At 67.2% G+C, this 12,727-nt stretch carries 11 protein-coding genes; 4 read left to right on the top strand and 7 right to left on the bottom strand.

All coding sequences use genetic code 11. The annotated features are described in order from the left end of the window. Nucleotides 1-65: 65 nt before the first annotated feature. The 3 genes from ccsB to SFB74_RS06920 form a co-directional block, all read right to left on the bottom strand. Nucleotides 66-1,382, bottom strand: coding sequence for a c-type cytochrome biogenesis protein CcsB (gene ccsB / locus SFB74_RS06930; protein ID WP_432730035.1), 1,317 nt, complete (start codon nucleotides 1,380-1,382; stop codon nucleotides 66-68). Then, nucleotides 1,379-3,556 (bottom strand): cytochrome c biogenesis protein ResB, encoded by a 2,178-nt coding sequence (locus SFB74_RS06925; protein ID WP_432730034.1) that lies wholly within the window; start codon nucleotides 3,554-3,556, stop codon nucleotides 1,379-1,381. Before SFB74_RS06925 ends, ccsB begins: the two co-directional genes overlap by 4 nt. 123 nt (nucleotides 3,557-3,679) lie before the next feature. Continuing rightward, entirely contained in the window at nucleotides 3,680-4,351 is a 672-nt protein-coding gene (locus SFB74_RS06920) for a c-type cytochrome (RefSeq protein ID WP_432730033.1), read from the bottom strand. A gap of 72 nt (nucleotides 4,352-4,423) precedes the next feature. On the opposite strand from SFB74_RS06920, the gene yihA reads away from it, so the two are divergent. Both yihA and SFB74_RS06910 read left to right on the top strand, forming a co-directional pair. Next, nucleotides 4,424-5,173 (top strand): ribosome biogenesis GTP-binding protein YihA/YsxC, encoded by a 750-nt coding sequence (gene yihA, locus SFB74_RS06915; RefSeq protein ID WP_432730032.1) that lies wholly within the window; start codon nucleotides 4,424-4,426, stop codon nucleotides 5,171-5,173. An 89-nt stretch (nucleotides 5,174-5,262) separates the two neighbouring features. Continuing rightward, nucleotides 5,263-6,177, top strand: coding sequence for an alpha/beta fold hydrolase (locus SFB74_RS06910; RefSeq protein ID WP_432730031.1), 915 nt, complete (start codon nucleotides 5,263-5,265; stop codon nucleotides 6,175-6,177). A gap of 21 nt (nucleotides 6,178-6,198) precedes the next feature. Here SFB74_RS06910 and SFB74_RS06905 read toward each other — a convergent pair whose 3' ends face one another. Both SFB74_RS06905 and SFB74_RS06900 read right to left on the bottom strand, forming a co-directional pair. Continuing rightward, nucleotides 6,199-7,083, bottom strand: a complete 885-nt coding sequence (locus SFB74_RS06905; protein WP_432730030.1) for a lipid A biosynthesis acyltransferase — start codon at nucleotides 7,081-7,083, stop codon at nucleotides 6,199-6,201. Then, the gene (locus tag SFB74_RS06900; RefSeq protein WP_432730029.1) at nucleotides 7,080-7,970 is read right to left on the bottom strand and encodes a lysophospholipid acyltransferase family protein; all 891 of its coding nucleotides are present in this window, start codon (nucleotides 7,968-7,970) and stop codon (nucleotides 7,080-7,082) included. Before SFB74_RS06900 ends, SFB74_RS06905 begins: the two co-directional genes overlap by 4 nt. A 220-nt stretch (nucleotides 7,971-8,190) precedes the next feature. On the opposite strand from SFB74_RS06900, the gene metK reads away from it, so the two are divergent. Beyond that, nucleotides 8,191-9,372: a methionine adenosyltransferase gene (gene metK, locus SFB74_RS06895; protein ID WP_432730028.1), complete on the top strand. Its 1,182-nt coding sequence runs from the start codon at nucleotides 8,191-8,193 to the stop codon at nucleotides 9,370-9,372. A gap of 28 nt (nucleotides 9,373-9,400) precedes the next feature. Here metK and SFB74_RS06890 read toward each other — a convergent pair whose 3' ends face one another. Both SFB74_RS06890 and SFB74_RS06885 read right to left on the bottom strand, forming a co-directional pair. Next, the gene (locus SFB74_RS06890; RefSeq protein WP_432730027.1) at nucleotides 9,401-10,822 is read right to left on the bottom strand and encodes a sensor histidine kinase N-terminal domain-containing protein; all 1,422 of its coding nucleotides are present in this window, start codon (nucleotides 10,820-10,822) and stop codon (nucleotides 9,401-9,403) included. A 2-nt stretch (nucleotides 10,823-10,824) separates the two neighbouring features. After that, a complete protein-coding gene (locus tag SFB74_RS06885) occupies nucleotides 10,825-11,499 on the bottom strand; it encodes a response regulator (protein ID WP_432730026.1) in 675 nt (224 codons plus the stop codon). 190 nt (nucleotides 11,500-11,689) lie between these two features. On the opposite strand from SFB74_RS06885, the gene SFB74_RS06880 reads away from it, so the two are divergent. Beyond that, nucleotides 11,690-12,727, top strand: a complete 1,038-nt coding sequence (locus tag SFB74_RS06880) for an ABC transporter substrate-binding protein (protein ID WP_432730025.1) — start codon at nucleotides 11,690-11,692, stop codon at nucleotides 12,725-12,727.

Genomic DNA, 12,727 nt, shown 5'->3' with positions numbered 1-12,727 from the left:
TCTGGTTACGCGCCGTCGCGGCGCGTGGTTTCAATAATTCTTCGCGAAAGCCCGCAGGCCTGCACCTACAGGGTGCCGTAACTGTGCAACCCGCTCAGGAACATGTTCACGCCGAGGAAAGCGAAAGTGGTGACCGCCAGCCCGCCCAGTGCCCACCAGGCGGCCACGGTGCCGCGCAGGCCCTTCACCAGCCGCATGTGCAGCCAGGCCGCGTAGTTGAGCCAGACGATCAGCGCCCAGGTCTCCTTCGGGTCCCAGCTCCAGTAGCCACCCCAGGCGTCGGCGGCCCACAGGGCGCCCAGCACGGTGGCGATGGTGAAGAAGGCGAAGCCGACGGTGATCGACTTGTACATGACGTCGTCGAGCACCTCGTTGGCCGGCAGGCGCGCCGCGATGCGCTTGCGCCCGAGCAGGATGCCCGCGGCGATCAGCGCCGAGATGCCGGCATAGATCACCCAGTAGCTGCCGCCGGCTTCCTGCACGCGCTGGCGGAACGCCACCGGCACGAAGCACAGCGCCACGCCCAGCAGCCAGATCGGCGTGAGCTTGTACCAGCGCTTTTCGTCGGCCTGCTCCTTGATGAGGTAGGCGAACGCGACCATAGCCGCGAGCGCGAAGGTGCCGTAGCCGATGAAATTGGCCGGCACATGCAGCTTCATCCACCAGCTCTGCAGGGCCGGCACCAGCGGCTGGATCTCGTGCGCCTCGCGCACGATCGTGTACCAGAGCAGAAAGCCCACCGCCGCGCTGACCACCAGCATCACGAAGGCGCCCAGCGCGCGCGTGTTGTAGCGCTCCTCGAAGTACAGATAGAAGGCCGCCGTCAGCCAGCAGAACAGCACGAAGACTTCGTACAGGTTGCTCACCGGGATGTGGCCGATGTCCGGGCCGAGCTGGTGGCTTTCGTACCAGCGAACCATGGTGCCGATCAGCGCCATCGTCACCGCCGCCCAGGCGAGGCGGGACCCGATCGCGTCGAAGGTGTCCGACTGCCTGCCGCCGAAGAAGCCGAGCCAGTAGAACAGCGTGCTCATGAAGAACAGCACGCTCATCCAGAGGATGGCCGACTGGCTCGACAGGAAGTACTTGAGCCAGAACACAGTGTCGGCGCGCGCCAGATCGCCCTGGTACGACGCGATGGCCAGCAGCGAGGCGGCAGCAACCACGATGGCCAGCACGCGCAGCGGCCGCCAGAACCAGCAGATGCCGATCAGCGAGACCATCGCGGCCACGAGGATCGGCTTCTCGTAATAGTCCATCGACCCCGCGTGGCGCGCGAAGGCGAACAGGCCGCCGGCCACCACCAGCGCCGCGAACACCCAGTCGAACAGGTTGCGGCGCGAGAGCCAGCTTTCATTGAGCGTGAGGGTCGTGGTGTTCATGTTGTCCCGTGGTCTTCTTTGTTCAGGGCGAGCAGCTTGCGTTTGAGATGCTCGAATTCGCGGTCGCTGTCGATGGTCTTGCGATTGACCGAGAACGCCATCGTGGCGGCCGTACCGTGCGCTTCATCCTGGGAAGCCGTGCCGCCGGGCGTCAGCCATACCCACAGACGGCGCTCGCGCACGTACAGCATGGCAAAAATGCCGACGATCAGCAACAGGCAGCCCAGATAGACGATGTTCTTGCCGGGGGCACGCGCCACCTGGAACACGCTGGCCTGCACCTGCGTGAAGTCGGTCATCATCATCGCGACCGGGGCGGGGTAGAAGTGCGCGTCGCTGATCGCCAGCACGGCCTGCGTCAGGTAGGCCTGCGATTTCTCGTCGTTCGGCAGCGCGGCAAGCCCCGCGCCCTCGCGGCTCAGGTTGAGCACCTCGAACAGCACGTCGTTGAGGATGCGCACCAGCACCCCGCCGGCGCGCTCGCGCTCGGCCTCGGGCACGTTGACTTCCATGAATTCCGCAATGGCCTGCCAGCCGCCCACGGTGGTGGCGTCGGCCTTGGCGCGCTCGCTGCCCGCGAAGAGCGCCAGCGCGCGCGTGGCCGACACGCGCAGCTGCTCCGCCATCTCGGGCCGCTTGGGGTCGGTGGCCTTGGCGATGTAGCGCTCGACGGCGCGCTCGCGCGTGGCGGCATCGCCGAGCGCGGCGCGCATGCGCACGAAGCCGTCCATGGAACCCTGGTCGTCGGCCGGCACGCGCAGGTAGCGGAAGGGCTCCTCGGGCTTCTCGCGCATGCCCAGCAGGAACACCGGCTGGCCGTCGCCGGTATCGACCGGCACCATGTAGTTCTGGTACTCGCGCGCCTGGCCGGCGGCATCGCGCAGCTTGTAGCCGATGCTCGGGCCGATGTTGCGCAGCACCTTCGGCTTGTTGGTCTTGTTGGCGGCACCCAGGCGCGACTCGATGTCGTGGCGCAGGTCGACCTTGCGCACGTCGGCGCCGCTGCCCATGGCGTTCGCGTCGGCGAAGTTCTCGACATTGATCACGCGCAGTGCGGCGTATTCCAGCGTGAGCTTGTCCTTGCCGTTGGTGATCTCGGTGCTCGGCCCGCCGATGATGCCTTCCACCTCGAAAGGCTTGGCCGCGGCCGCCATCGGCACCGCCTTGAGCTTCACCTTGGAGCCGCCGTCGTCGAAGCTCGACTGGTAGATCTCCACGCCCTTGTAGCTGGCCGGGTGGTTGACCTCGATGCGCGCGGGCACCTGCTCGCCCGTCTCGCGGTCATGCAGCACGACTTCGCTGGCGAAGAGCTTGGGCATGCCGGTCGAGTAGTAGTCGACGATGAACTTCTTCAGCTCGATGGAGAACGGCAGTTCCTGCAACAGCACGCCGTCGGACTGGTTGAGGATGGCCACGCTGCCCTGCCCGCCCTCGGGCACGAGGATGTTGCCGCGGAAGGTCGGGTTGCTGGCCGACAGCCGGTGCTGCGGCGGCACGTCGGCGATCATGCCGCCGCCGGTGAACACGCTCTTGCCGTTGAACCAGGTCTGCGCGCGCACCACTAGGTCGCCGTCGAGCAGGCCGCCGATGCACACCAGCACGATGGCGCTGTGGGCCGCGATGTAGCCGAGCTTGTGGGCCCCGCCGGCGCGCGCCGCGACCATCCAGCCCTCGGCACTCTTTCCGTCGGCGCCGGCCTCGCGCCGCTGCAGCTTGACCTTCCATCCGCCGCTCACGAGCAGTTGCCCGATGCGGTTTGCCGCGGCCTCAGGCGCTTCGCCGAGCGTGTTTTCCGCACGCTGGCCGAAGGCCTTCAGGCTCTGGACGCGGATGTTTTCCTTGAAAGTCTTCAGGTCGACCAGGATGCGCGGCGTGTTGCGCACGATGCACAGCGTGGTGCTGATCACCAGGAACAAAAGGATCAGCAGGAACCACCAGGCGCTGTAGATGGAGTCGAGCCGCGCCGCGCGGAACAGCTCGGCCCAGAACGGCCCGAACTGGTTGATGTAGTTGTTGATCGGCTCGTGCTGCTTGAGCACCGTGCCGATGATCGACGCGATGCAGATGATGGTGAGCAGCGCGATCGCGAAGCGCATCGACGACAGCAGCTCCACCGCAGCGCGAAGCACCTGCGGGCCGCGATGAACGCGAAGGCCATGGGTGGAGACGGACATCGGGCGAAATCAGGAAGAAAGAAGAGGAGAAAAAACAAAAAAGGGCGGGCCATCCTGCTGGATCGGCCCGCCCTTTGTCTGGGTTGTTATCGGCGGCTGGTCACGCTCCAGGGAGCGCCATCATCAACGCAAACCGGCAATGTAGTCGGCGACCGCCTTGATTTCCCTGTCGTTGAGCTTGGCGGCGACGCCGGTCATGGGCAGGCTGTTCAGGCGCACGTTGTCGCGGAAGGCGGTGAGCTGGGCGACGGTGTAGTCGGCGTTCTGGCCGCCCAGGCGGGGGTACTGAGCCGGAATGCCTGCACCGTTGGGGCTGTGGCAGCCGGCGCAGGCCGGGATCTGGCGATCGCCGATGCCGCCGCGGTAGATCTTCTCGCCCAGCGCGATGGTGTCCTTGTCCTTCGAGAAGCCCGGCTTGACCTTCTTCGAGCCCACGAACCAGGCGATGTTGCGCATGTCTTCTTCCGACAGCGCCGAGGCCAGCGGCTTCATGATCGCGCTCTTGCGCGCGCCGGACTTGAAGTCCTGCAGCTGCTTGAGGATGTATTCGGGATGTTGCTGCGCCAGCTTCGGGTTGGCGGCGATGGCGGAGTTGCCGTCGGCGTTGTGGCACGAAGCGCAGCTCTGGCTGTTTGCCGGCGTTGCGTTGAAGAGCGTGTCCCCCTTGGCGGGGTCCGGCTTGGCCGGTTTTGCCGCTGCGGCGGCGGGAGCAGCTGCGTGTTCATCAGCTGCAAAACTCACGCTGGATGCGATGCCCACGAGGGCCGCAAGCACAATATTGGCAAACAACTTCATATCGGGGGCTTCGAATTTATGGCGCAAAACCTCACGATTCTACAATGTGGGCCCTGTTTCGAAAGTCCGTAGATGCCCTCCCCGCGCGCCAAGCCCGCTGCCTATCCTCCCCGCGCGGCGCCCGCCGCAGACCCCAAGGTTGCCGAACGCGAACGCATGGCGCTGGGCTGGCTGCACACCGCCCACTTCCTCACCAGCGCTCCACAGCTGGAGCACCTGCCCCCTTTCGACCTGCCCGAGATCGCCTTCGTCGGCCGCTCCAACGCGGGCAAGTCGACCGCCATCAACACCCTGACGCAGCAGACGCGCCTGGCCTTCGCCTCCAAGACGCCCGGCCGCACCCAGCACATCAACCTGTTCGGCATCGGCAAGCAGAAGGTCGATGACGCGGTGCTCGCCGACCTGCCCGGCTACGGCTATGCGGCCGTGCCGCGCGAGGCAAAGCTGCGCTGGCAGCGCGTGATGGGCAACTACCTCATGACCCGCGAGAACCTGCGCGGCGTGGTGCTCATGTGCGATCCGCGCCACGGTCTGACCGAACTCGACGAGATCCTGCTCGACGTGATCCGCCCGCGCGTGCAGCAAGGCCTGAAGTTCCTCGTGCTGCTGACCAAGGCCGACAAGCTCACCCGCAGCGAAGGCGCCAAGGTGCTGTCCATTACGCGACTGCAGGCCGGTGGCGGCGAGGTGAAACTGTTCTCGGCCCTGAAGAAGCAGGGCGTGGGCGAGGCGGCGGAGCTGCTCTGGCGCTGGGTGCACCCGGAAGACGCCGACAAATCGGCCGCCGAACCCGAGCCTGAACCACCGCCGGCAGCCGCCTGACGATCAGACAGGCTGCACCGACCGTCCCATCTGCGAAGTTCACTATCAAAACAATAGCGACTACCGTCAACCCGAAGGAGACAAGAAGCATGATCGAGACATTCCAGCGCAGCCTGCCCAACGGCACAACCCTGAGTTGCCGCGCCGCCGGCCAGTCGGGCCGGCCGCTGATGGTGTTCCTCCACGGATTCCCCGAGGCCGCGTTCATCTGGGACGAACTGCTCGAGTACTTCTCCGACCCGGCCCACGGCGGCTACCGCTGCGTGGCGCCCAACCTTCGCGGATTCGAGAAATCCAGCTCGCCGACCGACGTGGCGGCCTACAAGCCGCACCTGCTGATCCAGGACATCCAGCAACTCGCCGCCACCGAGAGCGCCGACGGCACCATGGCCGCGCTGGTGGCCCACGACTGGGGCGGCGCCTTCGGCTGGGGCTACGCCAACGCCTTCCCGCAGCAGGTCGGCCGGCTGGTCATCATCAATTCGCCGCACCCCGGCACCTTCACCCGCGAGCTGCGCAACAACCCGGCGCAGCAGCAGGCGAGCGCCTACATGAACTTCCTCGCGCGTCCCGACGCCGAGGCGCTGCTCGCGGCCGACGACTTCAAGCGCATGTGGCCCTTCTTCCTGCTGATGAAGGCCGGCCCCGACGGCTTCGGCTGGCTCACCGAGGAAGTGAAGCAGCAGTACCGCGAGGTCTGGAGCGCGGGCCTCACGGGCGCCTGCAATCTCTATCGCGTGACGCCGATGAAGCCGCCGCTGCCGGGCCAGACCATCGACGGCATCCCCGTGCTGCCGCGCGAGCGGCTGGTGGTGGAAGTGCCCACCTTCGTGTTCTGGGCGCTCGACGACGCGGCTCTGCTGCCCGGCCTGCTCGAAGGGCTCGACGAGTACGTGCCAAAGCTCGAGCTGAAGAAGGTGCCGAACGCGACCCACTGGATCGTGCACGAGCAGCCGCAATTGGTCGCGCGCGAGATCGAGGGCTTCCTGCAGCGCAACCCTTGAGGGCCCGCTGCCGGAGTCGAATCAGTAGATAGGCGGCTCGCCGTCGGGCCGCGTCTTGAACCGGCGGTGCACCCAGTAGTACTGCGAGGGCATCGTGTCGATGTACCCCTGCAGCCGCTCGTTCATGAGCGCCGTGTCGGCCTCGACGTCGTCGGTCGGGAAGTTCTGCCAGGTCGGCAGGATCTCGATCTCGTAGCCCTCGCGCGTGAGCTTCGCGACCACCGGCACCACCTTGGCCTTGCCCAGCCGCGCGAAGCGCGAGAGCGAGGGCACCGTAGCCGCCTGCACGCCGTAGAACGGCACGAAGATGGTCTGGTCGCGGCCGAAGTCCATGTCGGGCAGCAGGTACAGCAGGCCGCCCTTGCGCAGGCCCTGCAGCACCGGCTTGATGCCGTCCACCCGGTTGAGCGCCGCCACGTCGCCGAAGCGGGTACGGCCTTCGCGGATCCAGGCGTCGATCATCGGGTCGCGCTGGGTCGTGTAGATGGTGGCCGAGGGGCGCGCCGTGTGCATCGTGAGCGCGGTGGCCGCGGCATCGAGGCCGTAGAAATGCGGCGCGAACAGGATCATGGGCTCGTCGCCGTGGGCGATCTCGTCGATCTCCGCGGCCGCGCCAACGATCTTGAGCCGGCTCGCCACCGTCTTCTCGGGCGCATGCCAGAGCCAGCCGCGGTCCAGCCACGACTGCGCTACATAAACGAAGCTCTCGCGTGCGATCGCACGGCGCTCGGCTTCCGATTTCTCCGGGAAGCAGACCGCCAGGTTGGTGTCGACCACGCGCCGCCGCGGCACAGCGACGGTATGCAGGATGCGGCCGAGGAACGCACCGAAACCGCGCACCACGGGCAGCGGCAGCGGCGCGATCACTCGCATGAAGCCGATGCCGAGTCGGGATCCGAGGCTCATGCGGCTTCCCCTGCCGCGGCGACCACGCGCTCGGCGCGCGGCTCCTTGTAGCGGGCGTAGTCCCACACGTACTGGCCCGGCAGGCTGTGGATCAGCCGGCCGATGCCGTCGTTCATGGCGGCAGCGGCGTCCTCGATGGAAGCCGACGGGTCCGTCAGCGCCGTGCCGACGATGGGCTCGAAGCGGATCACGTAGCCGGCCGCATTCGGAAGGCGTTCACACACGCTGAGAAAGCAGGCCGCGCCGGTCTGTTGCGCAAGGCGGGGAAGCAGGGTCATGGTGTAGGCCGGGCGGCCCAGGAAAGGCGCCCACACGCCCTGCCCCAGCGGCGGCACCTGGTCGGGCAGGATGCCGGTGTAGCCGCCGCTGCGCAGCGTGCGGATCAGGCCGCGCACGCCGGTGTTGTTGGTGGGCAGCGTCTGCAGGCCGGGCCTGTCGCGCGAGCCGGCGGCGATCAGGTCGGCCATCCATTTCTTGCGCGCCGGACGGAACAGCGCGGTGATCGGCCCATAAGTCGACAGAAAGCGCTCGCCGATGGCCTGGCCGCACATCTCCCAGCTGCCGAGGTGCGGCGCGACCAGGATGACGCCCTTCTTCGCCTGCATGGCGGCCTCGAAGGCCTCCACGCCTTCCCAGCGCACCACGCGGTTCAGCACGGTCTGGCCCTGCGGGCGCAGCCAGAGCCAGGGCAGCTCGGAAGCCATCTTGCCGGCGGCGGCGATGGCGGGACGGTATTGCTCGGGGCCGAAGCCCGCGCTCTCGGCATTGGCCCTGAAGCGGCGGCGATAGCCGGGCGCGCTCCACCAGACCAGCCAGCCCAGCAATGCACCGAGCCGATGCATCAGCGGCATCGGCACGCGGGCAAGCAGGCGGAACAGGGTGATCATCGAATACGGGAGGGAGTCAAAACACGGACGCGCGCGCATGGTATTGCGCGGCTCGAATAGAATGCAAATTGTCGCCGAGTTACGGAACAACTTGCAGGGCGACAAACACAAGCGCAGCAGTGCGATTGTGCCGGGTCGAGAAATCGACATCTGCTAAAGCGTTCGCCAGGGCTCCGCAGAGTTGGCAACGCGCCAAGTCAATTCAAGGAGTTTTGAACAAATGGCGAACGATTTCCTCTTCACGTCCGAATCCGTCTCCGAAGGCCATCCCGACAAGGTCGCAGACCAGATCTCGGATGCCATCCTGGACGCGATCTTCGAGCAGGACCCGCGCAGCCGCGTGGCCGCCGAGACGCTGACCAACACCGGCCTCGTGGTGCTAGCCGGCGAAATCACCACCAACGCGCACGTCGACTACATCCAGGTCGCGCGCGACACCATCAAGCGCATCGGCTACGACAACACCGACTACGGCATCGACTACAAGGGTTGCGCCGTGATGGTCTGCTACGACAAGCAGTCCAACGACATCGCCCAGGGCGTCGACCACGCATCGGACGACCACCTGAACACCGGCGCCGGCGACCAGGGCCTGATGTTCGGCTACGCCTGCGACGAAACGCCCGAGCTGATGCCCGCGCCGATCTATTACGCGCACCGCCTCGTCGAGCGCCAGGCCCAGCTGCGCAAGGACGGCCGCCTGCCCTTCCTGCGCCCCGACGCCAAGAGCCAGGTGACGATGCGCTACGTGGACGGCAAGCCCCACAGCATCGACACCGTGGTGCTCTCCACGCAGCACAGCCCCGACCAGAGCGAGACGCCCACCAAGATGAAGGCTTCGTTCAACGAAGCCATCATCGAGGAGATCATCAAGCCGGTGCTGCCCAAGGAGTGGCTGAAGGACACGCGCTACCTGATCAACCCGACCGGCCGCTTCGTCATCGGCGGCCCGCAGGGCGACTGCGGCCTCACCGGCCGCAAGATCATCGTCGACACCTACGGCGGCGCCTGCCCGCACGGCGGCGGCGCGTTCTCGGGCAAGGACCCGTCGAAGGTCGACCGCTCGGCCGCCTACGCCGCACGCTACGTGGCCAAGAACATCGTGGCCGCCGGCCTGGCGCGCCAGTGCCAGATCCAGGTGGCGTACGCCATCGGCGTGGCACAGCCGATGAACATCACGGTGTACACGGAAGGCACCGGCGTGATCCCCGACGAGAAGATCGCCGAACTGGTGCGCGAGCACTTCGACCTGCGCCCGAAGGGCATCATCCAGATGCTCGACCTGCTGCGCCCGATCTACCAGAAGACCGCCGCCTACGGCCACTTCGGCCGCGAAGAGCCCGAGTTCACCTGGGAAGCGACCACGCAGGCAGCCGCCCTGCGCGCAGCCGCCGGCCTCTGATCCTGCGATTTCCCGGCGATCGCCTGCTTCAGGCGGTGGTCGCCGGAAAACGTACAGTGACCAGCAATCCGTGCGCCTCGCGCGGGTTCGACTCCAGGCGCACGTCCGCCTGAAAGGCCCGCGCGATCTCGCGCACGATGGCCAGTCCGAGGCCGGTGCCCTCGGTGTCCTGCGCAACCCGGTAGAAGCGCTCGAACACGCGCTCCCGCGCCTCGACCGGAATGCCCGAGCCGTTGTCTTCCACGCTCAGCTCGACAGCTCCATCCACGCGCCGCACCCCGACGGTCACGCGCCCGCCTTCCTGCGTGTAGCGCAGCGCGTTGTCCAGCAGGTTGGTGGCCAGCGCATCGAGCAGCGCGGGCTGCGCCATCACCATTGCGCCCCGCGGCCCCGCCTCCGACTCCAGCCCCAGGTCGATGCCCCGTCGATCGGCCAGCGCCGCCAGCTGTTCCACGCAGCGCAGCGCTGCTGCAGATAGATCGACCTGCTCCAGCTTCGTGTGCGCATCGCCATGCTCGGCCTGCGCCAGCAACAGCAGCTTGTTGGTCACATCGACCAGTTGCCGGTTGCTGGTCTGCATGGCCAGCCACATCGCATCCATGTCGGCACGGCGCGTGTCCCATTCGCCGCGGTGCTGCCGCGTGTAGCGCGCGAACTCGATCTGCGAGGCCTGCATGGCCAGCGGCGTGCGCAGCTGGTGCGCCGCGTCGGCGATGAAGCGGCGCTGCGCCTCTGAATGCGCCTTGAGCTGTGCCACGAAGCGGTTGATGGTGTCGGCCACAGGCCGCAGCTCCGAATGCAGCGCCTGCGGATCGACGACGAGGTCGAGGTGCATCGGATCGCGCTGCGCGAGCTGCTGGCTGAGCCGCACGATCGGGCGCAGTTCCAGCGTCAGGGCCACCACCGCCAGCGCGATGGCGAGCGCCAGCGCGATCAGCAGATATTCCATCGACGGCCACCACAGCGTGCGCAGCATGTGGTCGCGGCTGCGCTCGGTCTTGCCGACGGCGATCGTGATGTCGCGCGCGCCCCCGGCCTCGTACATCGAGCGCGTGGTGACCACCGCGCGCAGCGGCCAGCCGGCGAACTGCGTGTCGTACCACTGCGCGCGGTCGGTGCCCTCGGGCTTGCGCACGGCGGGCAGCGGAAAGTCGGGCGAGCCGGCCAGCACCTCGCCGTCGGCTCCCATCACGCTGAGGAACACGTGGTCGCGCTCGGCCGACACGAACAGGCTCAGCGCCGAGGGCGGCACGCTGGCCTTCACGTCGTCGTCCTCCCAGATCAGCCGGTCCGACAGCACCTTGGCCGACGACAGCAGGTCGTGGTCCTGCACGTAGTCGGCCACCTCCGCCGCGTTGCGCCAGTTGAGCCAGCCGCAAATGGCCACGAACACCGACAGCGGCAGCAGCAGCCACAGCGCGAGCCGCAGGCGCAGGCTGGCGCGCCTCATCGTCAGCCTTCCTGGCGCGTGCGCAGCAGGTAGCCCACGCCGCGCAGCGTGATGATGGTCGCCTGGCTCGCCTCGAGCTTCTTGCGCAGGCGGTGGATATAGATGTCGACCGCGTCCGCGCTGGGCTCGTCGTCGAGGCCGAAGATGGCGTCGATCAGCGCCTGCTTCGACACCGTGCTGCCGGCCTTGAGCATCAGCGTCTCCAGCAGGGTGCGTTCGCGTGGCGGCAGCGACAGCTCTTCGCCGGCCAGCGTGAACTGCCGCGTGCGCAGGTCGTAGCGCAGGTCGCCGCAGGCGATGTCGTTGGCCTTGCCGGGCATCTGCCTGCGCACCAGCACCTTGATGCGCGCCACCAGCTCGCGTATTTCGAACGGCTTCACCAGGTAGTCGTCGGCGCCGATTTCCAGGCACAGCACCTTCTGGTCGAGAGACGCCGTCGCCGTGAGGATGATCACCGGCACCGCGTCGCCGCGCTCGCGCAGCCGGCGCAGCACGGCCTTGCCCGACATGCCCGGGATGTTGAGGTCCAGCAGCACCACGTCGTAGCCGCCCTGCAGCAGCAGGCGGTCGGCCGCCTCGCCGTGGTCCACGTGGTCGACCACGAAGTCCTGCTCCCGCAGCAGGCTGGAAAGCCAGTGCGCGAGTTGCGGGTTGTCTTCGATGAGCAGCAGCTTCATGAGGGTCGGGGATGGTGGCCGTGGATTCTAGGAAGCATGGCAGGCATCGCGCCGCCCTAGGGATAACCATGAGAAATCGCGCGAGCCGCCGAAAGCTGGCTGAAGGATGCCGATTCCTAGACTGGCCCCGTCCCGCGGCAGGTGTCAGCTGTACGCGGATTCCGATTCGATACCAACACGGAGAGACACCATGTCCACCATGCCCGCATCCCGACGCACCCTGCTGGCCGCAGCCCTGTGCACCGCCCTCGCCGCCGCCGCACCGCTCGCGCAGGCCGCCGATGCGCCCATCACCATCATGGTGGGCGGCATCAACAAGATCATCTACCTGCCGGCCAAGCTCGCCGACACGCTGGGCTACTTCAAGGATGAGGGACTGAACGTCGAGCTGCAGTCGCAGCCCGCCGGCGTGGACGCCGAGAACCAGCTGATCGCCGGCGCCGTGCAGGGCGTGGTGGGCTTCTACGACCACACCATCGACCTGCAGAGCAAGGGCAAGGAGATCCAGGCCATCGCCGTGTTCTGCAAGGTGCCGGGCGAAGTCGAGCTGGTCTCGACCAAGGCCGCGGCCGCCGGTTTCAAGACCATGGCCGACGCCAAGGGCGGCAAGACGCTGGGCGTGACGGGCCTGGGCTCGTCCACCGACTTCCTCACGCGCTACCTGGCCGACCGCGCCGGCGTGGCCTCGAAGGACTATTCGCTGCTGCCCGTGGGTGCCGGCAATACCTTCATCGCGGCCATGAAGCAGGACCGCATCCAGGCCGGCATGACCACCGAGCCCACCGTATCGCAGATGCTCAAGACCGGCGACGCCAAGGTGCTGGTCGACCTGCGCACCGAGCCCGACACCGTCAAGGCGCTCGGCGGCCTCTACCCCGCGGCCAGCCTCTACGTGCAGAACGCCTGGGCCGAGTCGCACAAGGCCGAGGCCACCAAGCTGGCGCGCGCCTTCGCCCGCACCATGCAATACATCAGCACCCACAGCGCCGAGGACATTGCCGACAAGATGCCGCGCGACTACTACGGCAACGACAAGGCCCTGTACGTCGAGGCGCTGAAAGCCTCGCTGCCGATGTTCACCGCCGACGCGAAGATGCCCGCGGGCGGTCCCGAGAACGTGCTGAAGGTGCTCGCCACCTACAAGCCGCTGGTGAAGAGCAAGAACATCGACCTGTCGAAGACCTACAGCAACGCCTACCTGGCCGCGGCAGCGACGGCGGCGAAGTGA

This window comes from Variovorax xiamenensis (genome assembly GCF_050916385.1).
Taxonomy (GTDB): domain Bacteria; phylum Pseudomonadota; class Gammaproteobacteria; order Burkholderiales; family Burkholderiaceae_C; genus Variovorax.
Note: the sequence above shows the minus strand (reverse complement) of the source record. Positions and strands in the feature narration are given on the sequence as shown.